This window comes from Bradyrhizobium betae, from assembly GCF_050632175.1.
Classification (GTDB): Bacteria; Pseudomonadota; Alphaproteobacteria; order Rhizobiales; family Xanthobacteraceae; genus Bradyrhizobium; species Bradyrhizobium betae_B.
Genome location: NZ_CP192576.1, coordinates 1263564 through 1281484 on the forward strand (window position 1 = coordinate 1263564; position 17921 = coordinate 1281484).

Annotated in this window: 17 protein-coding genes and 3 pseudogenes; 14 read left to right on the forward strand and 6 right to left on the reverse strand. The window is 64.8% G+C overall.

The window, feature by feature from the left end; genetic code table 11:
* Positions 1-18: 18 nt before the first annotated feature.
* Complete coding sequence (locus ACQ86E_RS06330; protein WP_431204680.1) at positions 19-1443, reverse strand: FAD-binding oxidoreductase; 1425 nt, start codon at positions 1441-1443, stop codon at positions 19-21.
* Positions 1444-1526: 83 nt separating this feature from the next.
* Here ACQ86E_RS06330 and ACQ86E_RS06335 point away from each other — a divergent pair, with 83 nt between their 5' ends.
* Complete coding sequence (locus tag ACQ86E_RS06335) at positions 1527-2030, forward strand: thioesterase family protein (RefSeq protein WP_431206413.1); 504 nt, start codon at positions 1527-1529, stop codon at positions 2028-2030.
* Positions 2031-2034: 4 nt separating this feature from the next.
* On the opposite strand, the gene ACQ86E_RS06340 is transcribed toward ACQ86E_RS06335, so the two are convergent.
* Positions 2035-2208, reverse strand: coding sequence for a DUF1328 domain-containing protein (locus ACQ86E_RS06340; RefSeq protein WP_431204681.1), 174 nt, complete (start codon positions 2206-2208; stop codon positions 2035-2037).
* A 238-nt stretch (positions 2209-2446) separates the two neighbouring features.
* On the opposite strand from ACQ86E_RS06340, the gene ACQ86E_RS06345 reads away from it, so the two are divergent.
* From ACQ86E_RS06345 to ACQ86E_RS06385, 9 genes and pseudogenes are all read left to right on the forward strand, one after another.
* On the forward strand, positions 2447-5074 hold the full coding sequence (locus tag ACQ86E_RS06345) for an ATP-dependent helicase (protein ID WP_431204682.1): 2628 nt from the start codon (positions 2447-2449) through the stop codon (positions 5072-5074).
* 8 nt (positions 5075-5082) lie between these two features.
* A pseudogene (locus ACQ86E_RS06350) lies at positions 5083-5369 on the forward strand (type II toxin-antitoxin system HicB family antitoxin).
* Between the two features lie 88 nt (positions 5370-5457).
* Positions 5458-5874 carry a hypothetical protein gene (locus ACQ86E_RS06355; RefSeq protein ID WP_431204683.1) on the forward strand — a complete coding sequence of 139 codons (417 nt, stop codon included), beginning with the start codon at positions 5458-5460 and terminating at the stop codon, positions 5872-5874.
* Positions 5874-6542 carry an OmpA family protein gene (locus ACQ86E_RS06360; RefSeq protein ID WP_431204684.1) on the forward strand — a complete coding sequence of 223 codons (669 nt, stop codon included), beginning with the start codon at positions 5874-5876 and terminating at the stop codon, positions 6540-6542. The genes ACQ86E_RS06355 and ACQ86E_RS06360 overlap by 1 nt, the downstream gene beginning before the upstream one ends.
* A 152-nt stretch (positions 6543-6694) precedes the next feature.
* On the forward strand, positions 6695-7231 hold the full coding sequence (locus tag ACQ86E_RS06365) for a DUF962 domain-containing protein (protein ID WP_431204685.1): 537 nt from the start codon (positions 6695-6697) through the stop codon (positions 7229-7231).
* A gap of 29 nt (positions 7232-7260) precedes the next feature.
* Positions 7261-8292 carry an NAD-dependent epimerase/dehydratase family protein gene (locus tag ACQ86E_RS06370; protein WP_431204686.1) on the forward strand — a complete coding sequence of 344 codons (1032 nt, stop codon included), beginning with the start codon at positions 7261-7263 and terminating at the stop codon, positions 8290-8292.
* A gap of 31 nt (positions 8293-8323) precedes the next feature.
* Positions 8324-8950: a methyltransferase family protein gene (locus tag ACQ86E_RS06375; RefSeq protein WP_431204687.1), complete on the forward strand. Its 627-nt coding sequence runs from the start codon at positions 8324-8326 to the stop codon at positions 8948-8950.
* An 83-nt stretch (positions 8951-9033) separates the two neighbouring features.
* Positions 9034-9243: a hypothetical protein gene (locus ACQ86E_RS06380; RefSeq protein WP_431204688.1), complete on the forward strand. Its 210-nt coding sequence runs from the start codon at positions 9034-9036 to the stop codon at positions 9241-9243.
* 118 nt (positions 9244-9361) lie between these two features.
* The gene (locus ACQ86E_RS06385) at positions 9362-10666 is read left to right on the forward strand and encodes a PQQ-dependent sugar dehydrogenase (RefSeq protein ID WP_431204689.1); all 1305 of its coding nucleotides are present in this window, start codon (positions 9362-9364) and stop codon (positions 10664-10666) included.
* Between the two features lie 3 nt (positions 10667-10669).
* On the opposite strand, the gene ACQ86E_RS06390 is transcribed toward ACQ86E_RS06385, so the two are convergent.
* The gene (locus tag ACQ86E_RS06390; RefSeq protein WP_431204690.1) at positions 10670-11494 is read right to left on the reverse strand and encodes an aspartate dehydrogenase; all 825 of its coding nucleotides are present in this window, start codon (positions 11492-11494) and stop codon (positions 10670-10672) included.
* Positions 11495-11648: 154 nt separating this feature from the next.
* On the opposite strand from ACQ86E_RS06390, the gene ACQ86E_RS06395 reads away from it, so the two are divergent.
* The 4 genes from ACQ86E_RS06395 to ACQ86E_RS06410 all read left to right on the forward strand — a co-directional run bounded on the left by ACQ86E_RS06395 (position 11649) and on the right by ACQ86E_RS06410 (position 14112).
* The gene (locus ACQ86E_RS06395; protein WP_431204691.1) at positions 11649-12722 is read left to right on the forward strand and encodes a tartrate dehydrogenase; all 1074 of its coding nucleotides are present in this window, start codon (positions 11649-11651) and stop codon (positions 12720-12722) included.
* A 238-nt stretch (positions 12723-12960) separates the two neighbouring features.
* Positions 12961-13416: a small heat shock protein HspD gene (gene hspD, locus ACQ86E_RS06400; RefSeq protein ID WP_431204692.1), complete on the forward strand. Its 456-nt coding sequence runs from the start codon at positions 12961-12963 to the stop codon at positions 13414-13416.
* Positions 13417-13538: 122 nt separating this feature from the next.
* Positions 13539-13856, forward strand: a complete 318-nt coding sequence (locus tag ACQ86E_RS06405; protein WP_431204693.1) for a hypothetical protein — start codon at positions 13539-13541, stop codon at positions 13854-13856.
* Between the two features lie 25 nt (positions 13857-13881).
* Entirely contained in the window at positions 13882-14112 is a 231-nt protein-coding gene (locus tag ACQ86E_RS06410; protein ID WP_431206414.1) for a hypothetical protein, read from the forward strand.
* A gap of 283 nt (positions 14113-14395) precedes the next feature.
* Here the strand turns inward: ACQ86E_RS06410 and ACQ86E_RS06415 are convergent.
* From ACQ86E_RS06415 to ACQ86E_RS06425, 3 genes and pseudogenes are all read right to left on the reverse strand, one after another.
* Positions 14396-15333 (reverse strand): annotated as a pseudogene (locus ACQ86E_RS06415) (LysM peptidoglycan-binding domain-containing protein).
* Between the two features lie 852 nt (positions 15334-16185).
* Positions 16186-17034 (reverse strand): annotated as a pseudogene (locus ACQ86E_RS06420) (DUF3313 domain-containing protein).
* 248 nt (positions 17035-17282) lie between these two features.
* The gene (locus ACQ86E_RS06425) at positions 17283-17900 is read right to left on the reverse strand and encodes a CGNR zinc finger domain-containing protein (protein WP_431204694.1); all 618 of its coding nucleotides are present in this window, start codon (positions 17898-17900) and stop codon (positions 17283-17285) included.
* Between the last annotated feature and the right edge of the window lie 21 nt (positions 17901-17921).

Consider the following 17921-nt stretch of genomic DNA (forward strand, 5'->3'; position numbering starts at 1 on the left):
CGGCGGCCTTGCCGCGCGCTACGCCTCCGGCACGATCTTGCCGGGATTGAAGATGTTCTGGGGATCGAGCGCCTTCTTCAACGCGCGCATCGCGTCGATCGCCTCGGGCCCCAATTCCGCCTTGAGATATTTCTGCTTGCCCTGGCCGATGCCGTGCTCGCCGGTGCAGGTGCCGTCCATCGCCTGGGCGCGCTCGACCAGGCGATGCATGAACTCCTCGCCGCGCGCCATCTCGTCGGCATCGCGGGTGTCGCAGACCAAAGAGCAGTGGAAATTGCCGTCGCCGACATGGCCGACGATCGGCGACAACAGGTTGAGACGCTTGAGGTCTTCCTCAGTTTCTCCGACGCATTCGGCAAGCCGCGAGATCGGCACGCAGACGTCGGTCGCAACCACGCCGATGCTGTCGCCGGGCCGCAGCGCCTTCACGGACCAATAGGCGTCGTGGCGGGCCTGCCAGAGTTTGGTGCGATCCTCGGGCTTGGTGGTCCAGGAGAAATCGCCGCCACCACAGTCTTTCGCGATCTCGCCGAAGGCCTTGGACTGCTCGGCGACCTCGATCTCGCTGCCGTGGAATTCCATCAGGAGCAGCGGCGTCTCCGGCAGCGTCAGCTTCGAATAGGCATTGCAGGCCTTCACCTGCGCGGCGTTGAGCAGCTCGATGCGCGCCACGGGAATGCCGGTCTGGATCGCCAGGATCACGGCCTGACACGCCCCGTGCACGGTCTCGAACGACACCGCGCCGGCGGCAATCGTCTCGGGAATGCCGCGCAGGCGGATGGTCAGCTCCGAGATGATGCCGAGCGTGCCTTCGGCGCCGACGAACAGATGCGTCAGGTCGTAGCCGGCCGAGGATTTCTTCGCACGCGTGCCCGTCGTGATGATCTCGCCGTCGCCGCGCACCACCTTGAGCGCCAGCACGCTTTCGCGCATGGTGCCGTAGCGCACAGCGTTGGTACCGGAGGCGCGGGTCGAGGCCATGCCGCCGAGCGAGGCATCCGCGCCGGGATCGATCGGGAAGAACAGGCCCTGGTCGCGCAGATGCTCGTTGAGCGCCTTGCGGGTAACGCCGGGCTGGATCACGCAGTCGAGGTCCTCGGCGTGCACCGCCAGCACCTTGTTCATGTCGCGCAGGTCGATCGAGATGCCGCCGGCCGGCGCGTTGACCTGGCCCTCCAGCGAGGTGCCGGTGCCGAAGGCAATGACCGGCACGCCATTTTTGGCGCAGATCCGCACCACGTCCTGGATGTCGGCGGTCTCCTGCGCCATCACCACGCCGTCCGGCGGCTGGTTGACGATCCACGTGGTGGTATGGCCGTGCTGCTCGCGGACGGCCTGCGAGGTGATGAGGCGGTTGCCGAAGCGTGCGGCAAGCTGCTCCAGGGCGCTCGCGAGGGCTTTCGGCTCCGGCCGCGGCGGATTATTGGTGATGGTTGTACCCACGGAAATTCCTCCGACAGAAGAACCGTGGCAAAGGACATAAAACCGGTCAAGTCAAGCGACCGGACGCATAGCTGGAAGGAAACCTGCCCGTGACTGCCACTGCGCCAACAGCCGAGCCTTTCCGCGCCTCGATCATGCAGATCGAGCCGCAGTGGATCGACTATAACGGCCATCTCAACATGGCCTATTACAACGTGATGTTCGACCGGGCGATCGACCAGATGTGGCTACAGCTCGGGATCGGCCCGGGCTACATGAAGGAGCGAGGCGGCTCGACCTTCACCGCCGAATGCCACGTGCGGTATTTACGCGAGATTCATCTCGGCGATCCCGTGCAGGTTTCGGTCTGGCTGCTGGAGGCCGACGACAAGCGGCTGCACACATTCCAGGAGTTGCGGCACGCGACCGAGGGCTGGCTGTCGGCCACCTCGGAAAACATGTCGCTCCATATCGACATGGGCTCGCGCAAGGTGGCGCCGTTTCCGATCGATATAAGCGAGCGCATTCGCGGCGTGGTCGGGGCCCATAGCGCAATCCCGAGGCCCGAGGGCATCGGCCGAAGCGTGGCGATGCCCTCGAAGCGGTAGGCCGCTAAACCCTGCTGCGGCCGCGGGCCAGGCCGACCACGGCCGAGACCAGGAACAGGACGATGGCGATGAAGAAGATGATCTTGGCGATTTCGATCGACGCGCCGGCGATGCCGCCAAAGCCAAGAACACCGGCGATCAGTGCGATAACCAGAAACGTCACAACCCAGCTCAGCATGGCCGAACCTCCATTTCGATGACTGTCTGCGATTGGCGCGGCTGACGCGCCTCACTTGCCCAAACAATCTCCAGAGCGGAACATTGGTTCCTGCCCGTTCCCGCCGGATATTCGCCCGTCCGGAGGAACAAAATCGCCCCGCCGCGCACGTGGAAAACCCCTCCCCGGCGCCCCATATGGGGATCATCCCTGTTATGAAGGCTCCCTTCCGCCACCCCGCGGTGCCATCGTGGGGCCAATGATTCGCATGACCGAGCCAAGCAAGATCACCTCCGAGAGCGTCCCCGACCATCAGCCAGCGGCCGGCGGCATCGCCGCGCGTGCGCGCGCCTCGGTGGGCCCGAAATATCTGGCGGGCCTCAACCCCGAGCAGCGCGACGCCGTGGAGACGCTGGACGGCCCGGTCCTGGTGCTGGCCGGCGCCGGCACCGGCAAGACCCGCGTCCTGACCACGCGCATCGCCCACATCCTGAGCCAGGGCCGCGCCCGCCCCGCCGAGATCCTGTCGGTGACCTTCACCAACAAGGCCGCGCGCGAGATGAAGCACCGGCTCGGCCAGATGCTCGGCCACACCGTCGAAGGCATGCCGTGGCTCGGCACTTTCCATTCCATCGGCGGCCGCATCCTGCGCACCCATGCCGAACTGGCGCAGCTCAAGTCCAATTTCACCGTGCTCGACACCGATGATCAGGTGAGGCTGCTGAAGCAGCTCCTGCAAGCCGACAACATCGACGACAAGCGCTGGCCGGCGCGCATGCTGGCCGGCCTGATCGACGGCTGGAAGAACCGCGGCCTGACGCCGTCGCAGGTGCCCCCAGGCGAAGCCGCCGTGTTCGCCAACGGCAAGGGCGGCAAGCTCTATGCGAGCTACCAGGAGCGCCTGAAGATCTTGAACGCCGCCGATTTCGGCGACCTGCTGCTCGAAGACATCCGCATCTTCCGCGAGCACCCGGATATCCTCAGGCAGTATCAGCAGCGCTTCAAATACATCCTGGTCGACGAGTATCAGGACACGAACGTCGCGCAGTATCTGTGGCTGCGGCTGCTGTCGCAGGCGCCCTCTGCTCCTTCCTTCGCCTCTCCCCGTGTGCGGGGAGAGGCCGACGCGCAGAGCGCGGCGGGTGAGGAGGAGTCTCCGAGCACCGAGCTCGTGGAGACTCCCCCTCATCCCGACCTTCTCAGCGCGAGCGAAGCTGGTCGCGATCCCGCAAGCGGGGAGAAGGAGAAGAAGAACCACATCAAGAACATCTGCTGCGTCGGGGACGACGACCAGTCGATTTATGGCTGGCGCGGCGCGGAGGTCGACAACATCCTGCGCTTCGACCACGACTTCCCCGGCGCGAAAGTCATTCGCCTCGAGCGCAACTACCGCTCGACCGGTCATATCCTCGCCGCCGCCTCGCATCTGATCGCGCACAACGAAGGCCGGCTCGGCAAGACGCTGCGCACCGAGGACCAGGACGGCGAGAAGGTCACGGTCACGGGCTCCTGGGATTCCGAAGAGGAAGCCCGCGGCATCGGCGAGGAGATCGAGCAGATCCAGCGCCAGGGCGAGAAGCTCAACGAGATCGCCATTCTCGTGCGCGCCTCCTACCAGATGCGCGAGTTCGAGGACCGCTTCGTCACGCTCGGCCTGCCCTATCGCGTGATCGGCGGCCCACGCTTCTACGAGCGTGCCGAAATCCGCGACGCGCTGGCTTATCTGCGCGTCATCAATTCACCCGCCGACGATCTCGCCTTCGAGCGCATCGTCAACGTGCCCAAGCGCGGCCTTGGCGACGCCACCGTGCAGATGCTGCACGACCACGCCCGCAAGCGGCGCATCCCGCTGTTCGAAGCGGCACGCGCGGTGATCGACACCGACGAATTGAAACCGAAAGCGCGCGGAAGTCTGCGCGAGGTTGTCGCCCAGTTCGACCGCTGGCGCGCCCAGCGCGAGGTCACCGCGCATACGGATCTCGCCCAGATCGTTCTCGACGAGAGCGGCTATACCGAGATGTGGCAGAAGGACCGTTCGGCGGACGCCGCGGGCCGGCTGGAGAACCTCAAGGAGCTGGTGCGCTCGATGGAGGAGTTCGAGAACCTGCAGGGGTTCTTGGAGCACATCTCGCTGGTGATGGACCGCGACAGCGGCGCCGACGAGGATGCGGTGTCGCTGATGACGCTGCATTCGGCCAAGGGTCTCGAATTCGACAACGTGTTCCTGCCGGGCTGGGAGGAAGGCCTGTTCCCGAGCCAGCGCACTCTGGACGAGCAGGGCCGCGCCGGCCTGGAAGAGGAGCGCCGGCTCGGCCATGTAGGTCTCACCCGCGCAAGGCGCCGCGCGAAAATCTATTTCGCGACCAACCGGCGCATTCACGGCACCTGGTCGACCACGATCCCGTCGCGCTTCCTCGACGAACTGCCGGCGGCCAACGTCGAGATCACGGAATCCAAGGGCGGCTCAGCCTGGGGCGGCACCGGAGGCTACGGCGCCTCGCGCTTCGACGACATGGAGGCGTTCGGCTCGACCTATTCGACCCCGGGCTGGCAGCGCGCGCAAGCCAACCGCAACCGGGGCGGCGGCCGCAATGGCGGCGGCGGAAGTGGTAGCTTCGAGGAACAGACTTCGTCGTTCACATCCGCCTCGTCACCCGGCCCCGATTTCGGCAGCTTCTCCTCGCGCCGCCGCGGCCCGATGACGATCGAGGGCGAGTTGGTGGCCAAATCCACCGGCACCACCTCGGAATTCTCGCTCTCCGACCGCGTCTTCCACCAGAAATTCGGCTACGGCCGCGTCACCAAGGTCGACGGCAACAAACTCACCATCGCCTTCGACAAGGCCGGCGAGAAGAAGGTCGTGGACAGCTTTGTGCAGATGGCGTGAAGCCGAGCATGCCCCACTACATCGCCATCATCGAGGACGACGACCCGGACGCCGTCAGCTTGTGGTTTCCCGACCTGCCGGGCTGTATTTCCGGCGGTGACGATGTCGACGAGGCCCTGGAGGGCGCGCCCGAGGCGCTCGCGTTCTATGCGCAGGAGATGACCGCGGACGGCCGCGAGCTTCCCCGCCGCGGACGCTGGACGAACTCAAGGCCGACCTTGAATTGGCCGACGATCTGGCAAAACACACGGTCGCCCTGATCGAATGGCCGCCCCTCCCTGAGATCACGGAGTGAGGACTGTTCGCCGCACTGCTCGAACTCTCGACAGTTCTGGTCCGATCGCCTCTTGACCATCGCGAACTTCCCCGTATCAGATGCGCCCATGGTCCGGGGCTCCATCACACTGATCTTGCTGACATTGGGGATGCCGTCGCTTGCCGCGGCGGAGACCATGAGCTTTGGCGATTCGATCGGGCTCCTGGCCAAGAGCTGCGGAGCGGAAATCGTCGCCAATTGCCGCGGCGTCAATCCGGATTCCACCCGCCTGAAGGAGTGCCTGTCGCGCAACCGCGACGTGCTGTCCCAGCAATGCGCGAGCGACTATCTCGGCGCCTTCGACGCCATCCAGAAGCGCGTCGCCGCCCGCGTCACGGTCGCGAACGCCTGCCAGCGCGAGATCGTCAAGGTCTGCGGCGGTTCGACCAAGGAAACCAGCAAGTCGATCCCCTGCCTGGTCTCGACCCCCAAGGGCATCAGCAACAATTGCCTGAAGGCCGTCGACGACGCGGGGTATCGGTGATGCGCGCGAACAGGCTCTTCAGCGCCGGAACGGCCATCGCACTCGGTCTCGCCCTGCTCGCGGGCGGAGCCAACGCGCAGACGGCGGCACCGACCCGCGATGACATCATCGGCAAGCTCAACCATTTCGAAGAAGCCGCCGAGGTCGATCTTCCCGCACTGAAGCAGCAGGTGATGGAGCGCGCCAAGGCCAGGATCAAGAACGACCCGGGTCCGGTCAACCGGCCGCTGATCGCACCTGATCTGGCCAAGCTGCCCACCTTCAATGCGCAGATCCAGTTCGACGCCGACACCCCGATCATCCAGCCGGCCTCCTACCAGACCGTCGGCCGCATCGCGGACGCGCTGGTTAACTCCTCGCTGCTGCCCTACACCTTCCTGATCGTCGGCCACGTCGAATCCAATGCGAAGACGCGCGAGGCCAATGCGATCCTGAGCCAGCGCCGCGCCGATGCGATCCGCGACGTGCTGGTGAACACGTTCAAGATCTCGACCAAGCGGCTGCATCCGATCGGCCTCGGCGAGGAGCAGTTTCTCGACCGGGCCAAGCCGACCTCGGCCGCCAACAGCCAGTTGCAAATCGCAACCTATGCCAAGCTGCCGGAGGAAGCGCCCTCGCATCCGGCGGCGCCTGCGCCTGCGGCGAAAAAGCCAGCCAAGAAGCGCTGAGCGGGAGGGGATGGGACCTCGCGGAACCCGTTGAAGTTCTTCCGCTTTGTGATCCGTCTCACAGCGCCCCAGCACCGTTTTAAGCGACAATAGTGCCGGTTTGTGCGCTGCCCTATCCAGTGCTATAGGCTGATTTCACCCTTCCCGACCCCATGATGCACGAGACCGAGATGGCCAGTTATTTTCAACGCCAACTGGCCGACTACGTCGAATATCATCGCGATCCGTGGAACTGCGCGATGCACGTGGTCGGCATCCTCCTGCTCTTCACCGGCGCCGTGCTGCCGCTGACCCTCGTGCATTTCCCCATCTTCGGGATCGAGGTCAGCCTGGCGGTGGTCCTGGCCCTGCCGGTGCTGGTCTATTGGCTGATGCTGGATGCCGGGATCGGGCTCGGCATCCTCGCCGCCATGATCGTGCTGCTATCGGTCGCAACCGCGATCGGCAATCAGGTCTCGATCGTCATGATGTGGTCGATTTTTGCGGTGCTGATCGGGTTCGGCGTCACGGCCCAGATCGTCGGTCACAAGGTCTTCGAGGAACGGCAGCCGTCGATGGTCGACCACCCCACGCATTTCCTGCTCGGTCCGATGTTCGTGATGGCGAAATTATTCATTGCACTGGGCTTCCGTCGCGACCTTGCCGCGATTCTGGCGCCTCTTTCGACCAATTCCCTTTCAACCCGATAGTTCTAGAAGCGAAACAGCAAACCTTCTGCATGGCTCTCGTACTGGTTACCGGTGGCAGTGGTTTCATCGGACATCACCTCGTAGAAGCGCTCCGCGCCCGTGGGCAGCGGGTACGCGTGCTCGATGTCCGGCCCCCGGCCGCGGCGAATGCCGACGTTGAACATGTCCATGGCTCAGTGCTGGATAGCGCCGCGGTCGATGCCGCGATCGCTGGCGTCGATCAGGTCTATCACCTCGCCGGCCTGCCGGGCATGTGGGTCGCCGACAAGCAGGACTTTCACGACGTCAATTGCCGCGGAACCGAGATCGTACTCGCGGCTGCGATGAAGCGCGGCGTGTCGCGGTTCCTGCACTGCTCGACGGAATCGATCCTGTTCCCCTATTCCGACCTGGGCGGCGTTGCCGCCGAGGAGGCGCTGCAGCCGGCCGAGGCCATGCCCGGCGCCTATACGCGCTCGAAGTCGCTCGCCGAGCATCACGCCGCGAAGGCCGCGGCCGCCGGCTTTCCGCTCGTGATCGGCACGCCGACCATGCCGATCGGCGCCGCCGACCACAATCTGACGCCGCCGACCGCGATGCTCTGGTACTTCCTCCAGAAGAAGGTTCAGCCGCATCTCAACTTCCTGGTCAACCTCGTCGATGTCCGCGACGTCGCGATGGGCCTCGTGCTGACGATGGAACGCGGCCGTATCGGCCAGCGCTATATCCTCGGCGGTGACTGCGTCCCGCTCGGCCGCATCCTGCGGATGATGTCGGCGATGAGCGGACGCCGGCAGTTTCCGATCGTGGTGCCCGGCAGGATCGCCGAGCTCTCCGCGATCATGCTCGAATACATTTCCGACAATTTCACGCACCGGCCGCCCAACGGCACCGCCGAGGGCGTGCGCATCGCGCTGGCCGCGAGCGATCTTTCGATCGACAAGGCCCGCAACGAGCTCGGCTACGCGCCGCGCCCGATCGAGCCGGTGCTGCGCGAAACCATCACCCATCTGCTCGCCCGCGGCGGCGAAGCACCCTCCGGCGCCATCAAGCATCACGCGCTGTCCTCGCGCGCGAGCTGAGCTCTCCGCCAAACGCAAAGAACATTTCGGCATGTCCTTCGATTTCAGCAAGCTTCTCTCTGTCGCCTGGGGCGGCTGGACCACCGCGTGGCCGACCGAACTCCTGGCGCTGATCTGGCTCGCTTTTCTCTGCAGTTGGGTCGGTGCCTCGTTCTGGCAGGGCCGGACCAAGAAGCAGGTCATGACGCTGGAGTCGCAGCGCTACAGCCTGCCGATCCTGGTCGGCGGCATCCTGTACACCCCCTGGGTTGCGGAGCTTCTGGGCTGGAAGCCGCTCTGGGTGCTCGGCAACAGCGGCATCTATGTCGCCGCGGTGCTCTCGATCGCCGGTATCGCCTTCGCCTGGTGGGGCCGGCTTCATCTCGGGAAGTTCTGGTCCAACACCATCACCCACAAGGAAGACCACCGCGTCATCGACACCGGCCCCTATGGCATCGTGCGTCACCCGATCTACACCGGGTTGATCTTCGGCATGCTCGTCACCGGGATCGCGATCGGCTTGGTCACGACGATCCTCGGCGCGATCCTGATCTCGCTCGGCATGTGGCAGAAGGGCCGGATGGAAGAGGTTTTCCTGTCCAAGGAGCTCGGCGAGGATGCCTACGGCGCCTATTGCCGCCGCGTGCCGATGATCATCCCGTTCCTGTCGCCGCGATAAGGGCCCGCGGTCGTTCCGCAGGAACTACCCCTCCTCAAATCCGTTACCTCTCGAACCCTGCATTGATCGCAGAGCATCGAGCCATGTCGGACGCCTACGATTATTTTCGCGAGCATGCCATTGCCGCCGTCCGCAAGGCACGCGGATTGCCGCCCGGCCGGACGAAGCAGAAACAGCGCACGGTGGCCCGGGTCTATCACCTGCTGGCGCGCGAGGCCGCGCTCGCGCCCAACGTCCATCACATGGACGATTTTCGCGCGGCGCGACGGTTGGAGCGGCAGATCGGCCGCTAAATCTTCCATGCAAATTCGATCGGCTGCCATTCCGACGGAATAGGCCCCGACAATGGGCCGCACAGGTTGACGCCGGCCCCGTCAACCAGTTGGATGCGCCCGCAATCGGGGGCTCCTCATGACTTTTTCCAGCATCTTTGCGCAGTTCGTCGCGTTCGTCGGCGGCATCGCGCTGCAATGGCGGAAGCTCTCGGGCTCCACGCCTGCGGCCGCATGGGGCCAGGCCCCCGCCATTCCCCAAGCGAAGCCGCAAGGCGCGCTGCCGACCTTGAAGATGCCGACAGCACGGGGCTGGAGCGAAGGACAGAAGCCGACCGCCGCGCACGGGCTCAAGGTCAATGCGTTCGCAACCGGCCTCGACCATCCGCGCTGGATCGAGGTGCTGCCTAACGGCGACGTGCTGATCGCCGAAGCAACGCAGATCGCGGGGCCGCCAAGGTCCGTGTTTCATTACGCGATGCAGGCGACGATGCGGCGCGCCGCAGCACTCGGCGTTTCCGCCAACCGCATCACGCTGCTTCGGGACAAGGACGGTGACGGCGTCGCCGAAGTGCGCGGCGCCTTCATGGAAAATCTCAGCCAGCCGTTCGGCATGGCGCTGGTCGGCGACACCTTTTATGTCGGCAACACCGACGGCGTGATGGCCTTTCCCTATGTCGCCAATGCCGACAGCATCACCGCGCCGGGCAAGCGGCTCACCACTTTCAAGCCGAGCGGCCACTGGACGCGCAGCCTGCTCGCGAGCCCCGACGGCAAGAAGCTCTATGCCGGTGTCGGCTCGCTCAGCAACATTGCCGAGATGGGCATGGAGGTCGAGGAAGGCCGCGCCGCGGTTTACGAGCTCGACCTCGTCGCCGGCACGCCTCGCATCTTCGGCGCCGGCCTGCGCAATCCCGTTGGATTGGCTTGGGAGCCGAACACGAACGTGCTCTGGACCGTCGTCAACGAACGCGACGGTCTCGGCGACGAGACGCCGCCGGATTATCTGACCTCGGTGCGCGACGGCGGCTTCTATGGCTGGCCCTATTGCTACTGGGGCAAGACCGTCGACGACCGCGTGCCGCAGGATCCGGCGATGGTTGCCAAGGCGCTCACGCCGGACTACGCGCTCGGCGGGCACACCGCCTCGCTCGGCCTGTGCTGGATGCCGGCGGGCACCCTGCCCGGCTTCCCCGATGGCATGGTGATCGGCCAGCACGGCTCGTGGAATCGCAGCACATTGTCCGGCTACAAACTGGTGTTCATCCCGTTCGAGAACGGAAAGCCCTCCGGGCCCGGCCGCGACATCCTGTCGGGCTTCCTCGCACCGGACGAGAAGGAATCCTACGGCCGCCCGGTCGGCGTCGTGATCGGCCCCGACAAGAAATCGCTGCTGATGGCCGACGACGTCGGCAACGTGATCTGGCGCGTCACGGGCGCGTGAGAGTTACGTCCCCACACACAGCGTGGCGCGTTGCTTGCGGAGCAGCGCGATCACGGACAGCGCCGTGATGATCCCGGTCTTGGGATTCTCCGACGGGATGTTCTCGATGCCCATCGAGAACCGCGCCGAATCCGCTTCGACCTCGATGCGATGAACATTGCGCGTCACAGTGGGGTCCGCCCAAACCTGGATCTGGGTGCGATCGGGCCCGATGCCAGCCAGCGACAGCGCAACCGCGACATTGACGTTGGCCGGAAAGCCCTTCGCCGCTTCGCGCGCGCTGCCCTCGAACAGTTTCAGAGGCTCGCGCAGATTGTCGATGTCGATCTTGTTCTCGACGATGAACGGAGCGCCCTTCAGACCGTCGATCGGCTTGCGCGTGACCATCTTCACGGAATGGATGGTGCCGACCGCGGCGGCATTGACCGCATCGAGACCGATCAGAGCGCCGGTTGGCACGATGATGCGGCCGCCATTGGCCCTGCCGAGATCGACGAGATCGAAATTGTCGAGCAGTCCGCCGACGCTGACGACGACCGCGGCCCTGCCGCGTTTCACTGCCGGTTCGACGATCGCGCGGAGCTGGCTGCTCGGCGCGCACTCGACCACGATGTCGGCGGCGTCGCCGAGCTGGTCGATCGGCATGATCTGCGGCGGTTGGCGCAGGCCATCGAGGAAGGCCTGATGCTTTGCGGGATCGCGTACGGCGACAGCCGTCAGCGTCAGGCCCTCGATGCCCTGATCGAGCGCGGTCGCGATCTTGGTGCCGATCGAGCCCAGTCCGGCAATGGCCACCCGCAATTCGCTCGAAGCTTTCTGATCCGTCATCTGATATCACCTTCCCTCTGGACTGCGGTCATAGCGTAGCATTTTCCATCAAGACCAGCGCGAATTGACTTCGCCCGGCCGTCCGTCCCGCCAAAGCCCACTGCGGGCCCCACCCGTGGTCCGCCGACACAAATACTTCTCACGGAGCATTTCCATGCGCACCCATTCGATCGCAGCGATTCCCGCCGACGGCATCGGCCCCGAGGTCATCTCCGCCGGTGTCCGCGTGCTTGAGGCGCTGGCCAAACGCAGCGGCGACCTCGCCTTCACCATCAAGACGTTCGACTGGGGCTCGGACTATTACAAGAAGCACGGCGTGATGATGCCGGCGGACGGCCTCGCCGAACTGAAGACATTCGACGCGATCTATTTCGGCGCAGTCGGCGCGCCCGACGTGCCCGATCACATCACGCTGTGGGGCCTGCGCCTGCCGATCTGCCAGGGCTTTGACCAATACGCCAATGTGCGGCCAACCAAGATTCTTCCAGGCGTCGCCTCGCCTTTGCGCAATGTCGGCGTCGGCGATCTCGACTGGGTGATCGTGCGCGAGAATTCGGAAGGCGAATATGCCGGCATGGGCGGCCGGGCGCACAGGGGCCTCCCCGAGGAGGTCGGCACCGAGGTCGCCGTGTTCACCCGCGTCGGCGTGACGCGGATCATGCGCTATGCGTTCAAGCTCGCGCAATCGCGTCGGCGCAAGTTCTTGACCGTGGTGACCAAGTCGAACGCGCAGCGCCACGGCATGGTGATGTGGGACGAAATCGCCGCCGAGGTCGCAGCCGAATTCCCCGACGTGAGCTGGGACAAGATGCTGGTCGATGCCATGACCGTGCGCATGACGCTGCATCCGAAGAGCCTCGACACCATCGTCGCGACCAACCTGCACGCCGACATCCTCTCCGATCTCGCCGGCGCTCTTGCGGGCAGCCTCGGCGTCGCGCCGACCGGCAACATCGATCCGGAACGCCGCTTCCCCTCGATGTTCGAGCCGATCCACGGCTCGGCCTTCGACATCACAGGCAAGGGCATCGCCAACCCGGTTGCGACGTTCTGGACCGGCGCGCAGATGCTCGAACATCTCGGCGAGAAGGAGGCGGCGAGCCGCCTGATGGCGGCGGTCGAACGCGTCTGTGCGGCCGGCGTGCTGACGCCCGATGTCGGCGGCAAGGCGACGACGAACGAGGTCACCGACGCCGTGATCGAGGCGATCCACGGCTCGAACGTTTAAGGAGCTGAACAGCATCTGCACCGCGTCGCGAGCGGTCAGCGATCGTTCGCCTGTTTCCCGAGGGGCGGGGTTCGAAAAATTTTTGGACCCCCTCTTGAAACCAAAATGGCGTTTTTTATTTTTCAGTTGCCGCCGAGAGGTGGCGTTCCCGGCGCCTGACGGGTCGGGAGCGACTGAGACGGGCACCGGTCGTGTCCGGTGCCGCTCGTATCCATTTTGCTCCTTGGAGGATCTGGCTATGCGCACTTACGACTTCTCTCCCCTGTGGCGTTCGACCATTGGTTTCGATCGCCTCTTCGACCTCGTGGAGACGGCACAGCGTGCCGGCGAGGACAATTATCCCCCCTACAACATCGAACGCGTCAGCGAGGATCGCTACCAGATTTCGCTTGCGATCGCGGGCTTTTCACCCGACGAGATCTCGGTGACAGCCGAGCAGAACGCGGTGATCGTCGAGGGCAACAAGGCGGACAAGGCCGAACGCGAATATCTCTACCGGGGCATTTCCGCGCGGCCCTTCAAGCGGCAGTTCAACCTGGCCGACTATGTTCAGGTGCGGAGTGCCGCGTTCGAGAACGGTCTGCTCAGGATCGAACTGATCCGGGAAATTCCTGAAGCCATGAAGCCGCGGCGAATTGCCATCAATGGCGCGCCATCCGGCACCGTCCACCAACTCGAGGGCAAGGCCGCCTGAATTTCGTGTGTCGGAGGCCTGGTGATCCCGCCCGCTCGTCGGGTGGGATCGACCATAGCCTTTGATCGCGCACCCCGGAATGCAAATCAGAGGTTTTATCGAAAGGAGAAGGAGGACCTCTCATGATCGATCATGCGGACAACATCATCGACCTGAAAGCGATCTTGCACCCCGGCTCTGTCTACGATCATCCGCGCGACGTCGTCGCGGACCCGGCTTTGTCGACCGGAGAGAAGCGGGCGATCCTGGCATCCTGGGCCTCGGACGCAGCCAGCGTCGCGTCAAACCCGGCGCTGAGAGAGCTCCCCGGCTCGGACAGAGCCGCCACCATCGACGAGATTCTCGAAGCGCTCGCGATGCTCGATCACCATCCGAAGGGGCCTCCGGGTGGCAAACCGGTCCGCACGAAATCCGTCTTGCGAACCGGCCTCGCGGCCTAGGCAACACGCGACCCGGGAGACGATGATGATTGATGACGAACTGGCCTTGTTGCGCGCGCATCGCAATAACATCGGCCGATACCAGCGTTTGCTCAAGACCGAACTGACCGAGTTCGAGCGGCGGTTCATCGAGCGGCGTTTGTCGGAAGAACGCTCCGCGATCGAAAGACTCTCCGCGACCACCTTCCCGCTCGCCTTCCAAGCTCCAAACAGGGCGATCCAGAACGTAACCGCTCTCACTGCGAGCCATGGCTAGCCGAGATGTCCGAGACCTTCCCGACATTCGAAGTGTTCTTGAAGAGGTGCGGCCGAAGGACATGGCGATGGCGCGTTTGCACGACGGAAGGACGTCTCGTCGTGCACGGGTCCGAAACTGGCCGCCCCGCTGCCAAATACGCTGCTGAACGGGCCTTGTTTCTGATGCTTCTCGCCGCGGCCCGTCGACCGGCGGGCCGCGTTTCTCCGATTGCTCGCTCCACCTCGGTGTCTGCATCGAGGTGGCTGCCGCGGCGCCAGTGAAAAGAGGCGGCAGAGCCGTCTTACCGCCGGCCCGGCGCGGGCGCCGCCATCGCGGCCACCGGTTCGGGCGGCGTCAGATGGCGCGGGACGATGATGGTTTGGCCGGGGGTGAGCGGCGCGTTCTCCGCCAGTGAATTGCTCTGGGCAAGCGTCCACAGCGGCACGCGATTGGCGGCTGCGATGCTCGCCATGGTGTCGCCGGCGCGCACGGGGAGCCGCACGCCGCTGTCCCACAGCTCGACCAGCGTATTCCCGGGCACGAGGTAGCGCAGCGGCACGGCATCGGCCTGGGTCTGAGGGGGATGCGCGGCAACTGCGTCACCATGTCGACGATCTGGCGATGGATGTCGTCCGACTTCTCGATATTGATGTGCGAGACGCGGCTGTTCTCCTTGAGGTCGTAGCTCGCGTAGTGGCCCCGAAAGCCGGGCACGGCCACGACGTCGCCGCCACCGAGCACGCTGTCGGACAGGAAGATGTTGATGAAGCGCTCGACGTTGAGCGGTACGTCGCCGGTTGCATGCGCGGGATCGATGGCGATGACGAGGCTGATCGGGATGTTCTCCTTGGCCGCCATCTCCGAGATGACGATCGAGCACAGACCGCCCATGGAGTGGCCGATCAGCACGATCGGCGCCGGGCTTTCCTTGTAACTGGCGATCGCGCGATCGCCGATCCATCGACAAATGGTGAATTCGTAGACGTTGGCCGAAAAGCCGGCTTTCGTCAGCTTCTCCTCAAGCCGGTCCATGCCGGTCGAGAAGATCGGCCCCATGGCGCCGCGGAACAGGTAGATCTTCGGCGGCGGCAGAGGCTCGATCGGAGCGGGAGGTGGTGGCGGCGCGGCGGTCGCAACCGCTGCGCGCTTCGACTTGGCGGGTGAGGCGACGGCCAAGCCGGGGCCCAGGGCGAGCAGCGCAACCGCTGCCAGCACGACAATTCGCCTTGGATCAAGCATCAGTCCAGCAGTCCCACCACGGAAGGAAGAGGCCTCCCCCGGACGCTTAGTGACCACCGATTGGGTGGAATTTGGGGCACGGAACCCGGTTCGTGACGCCCGCTGGCCAGAGGATTGATTCTGGCGGCCCCGGAATCGCGGCATCAGTTGAAAGGAACCCATGGTTCGGCTTCGCAGGCCTCGGAAATCACCGAACTCTGGATTCCCTTATAGCTGTCATCGTCGAAAAAGACCGAATAGGCGGCGCGTCCGCCCGCTGACGGACCGCGCTGCCTCAGGCAGACGAAATACGATCCCGGTCCGTGGTCGGAATGGCGGACTGCGGATGTCTCCAGCCCCCGGTCAGCTTGATGTCGGCCGCTGCTTTCGTGACGCCTTCTTTCACCGCCTTGGCGCTGGGCGGCCCTGGAGGATGATAGACGGGCGGGAGATTTGCGCTCGACGCGCAGCCCGCCAGCAAGAGCGCCAAGGCTGCGGACATGGCTGCGGACAGGCCGGCAGGCAAGGCCGCCGCGCTCGATACGCACCTCATCCTTGGGTCAGAAAGAGATAGAGGCAACCTGCGACCGTGGGCAGAAACGCAACCATGGCCGTCATCCAGAAACCGGGTTCGCGGAGCCCCTCCTGGTCATCCGTCTCGCCGGCAACACGCCGATCCGAATTCACCCGGCTCCACGCCTCATCGGCCGCGAAGAGGGGAACGGTTGCCACGTTCGTACGCGCATCGGCGCGCGCTGCGTTTTGACGCAGAGGGCGAGTTGTTCCTTGGGTCCGCGTTCGCTGGGTCAGCATGTCCTTGACTCTGGTCGGCTACGAAATTGTCGGGATCGAACGCAACGAACACGTCAGGGATCATTGCGTGAGCGACTGCTCTGAATTCGGCTGCGGCGCCGGGGACGGGTTGTCGGTCGAACTCTCCCTGGCGCCCGAATCCGTCCAGGCCGGCGGCAAGCCGAGCCCCTGCCCCGCGAAACCGGTGATGCCGGGAAACCGTCCGAACGCTTCGCAGGCGACATATTTGGGCGCACCTCCGAACCGCACGGGAATGCTGTCCATCGGAGGCAGCGCAGGAATGCCGCCGAACGGGGATTCTCCGGTCGTGACCAGCTTGGCGAAGTCGGTGCCGAAATCGGCCGCGAGATCGTATGCGTCGCCCTCGTTGGCGACACGCGCGGAACTCCCGATCGAGTTGGCGCTACGCGCTCAGACCATTGCCGCCTTCTGGAAGCCCGCGAAATCGCGCGCCTCGGCTTCGACCGAGAGAGTACCGAGTCCGACGGGAAGCCTTGGCACCGGGACAGGTACCGCCGGGAGTGCAACGGTCTTGGCGATCGTCAGGGCTTTCGATGCACCGGAGGCCGTCGGATTGGTCGGCGTGGCGTGGGTCACCGTTGCCTGCACCGTGAGATCAGCATCGTCATCGGCAGCAACGATGCGAAAGCGTTCGCTCAGGCGCAGACACAGCTCGCGACTGATCGCGTTTGCGACCAGGCGGCGCTCCTTTTCACTCAGCGCCACATCCGGTCGCGCGGGAAAGACAGTCGCCGCGATCCGGATCGTCTTGGCTGCCAGCACGTCCTTCTTGTTCACGCGGATTTGGGACCGAGTCACGAGGCCGTTCGCCTCCGCCAATCGATCGTAGCTGCTGAGCGAGCCTGCGCGCTCGAGCGGAGCGGTCGCGCACCCACCGAGCGCAACCATTACAGACGTCAGGATCGCCCACCGGGATGGCAAGGCCGAGAGCGTGTCGCACGAAAAGGCGAGACGCGCTCCTCGAACACCAAATTCCACCACTTGACTGCCCTTCAACGTCAACCGATGGAACTGCATAATTCAGATTTTATCGTGGCGGAATGACGTGCCGGCCGGGGGCAAGTGTTAACGGATGTGTCAAACCGGCGCAGATCGACCGCTCAAGCCCTGAGCAGAGAAGGCGAGACGCGCTCGGATCAATCCCTGCCCTTAAGCCGGCTGCGGTGCGCGGCCTGCTTGGCGCGGTTGCCGCAGACCGCCATGATGCACCATCGCCGCGCCCGCCTGCGGGTGTGGTCGACGAACAGCATCGTGCAATTATGACCCTCGCACTGCTTTACGTCGGTGAAGTCTTCCTCGCAGACGAACTTTGCCAGCGCCTCACCGACCGGCAGCAGCATCGCTTGCGGCGATCGCCAGCGCCGCTTCATTTGCAGCGATAATGTGCCGCCGTCATCATGCACGGGCTCGATCCGGTTGAACGCTTCATCGCGCTCCAACAGGCTGTTCAACGGACCGAGCTCCTTCAGAGCCGCCGCCGTGAGCGGCCGGCCGGCATGCTTGCGCACGAATTCCCTGAACCACTCACGCAAGGCCCGGGCCTCGCCGGCGACCTTGTCCAGTTCGCCTGGCCTCGCGCGCGCCTTCAGCGCGTGTAGTTCATCGGACGGCACCAGCCCCGCCTGGGCCAGCCAGTCGATCAGGCCATCGCCATCGTCGATCCAGTCGACCGGCGTATCGACCGGGGTCGCGACCGAATTCAGAAAATCGAGGCCGAGCGAGTCGGCGATGAACATGGCGGGCGGGCGGTCCATGAGCGGTCCTGGGCCAGTCGG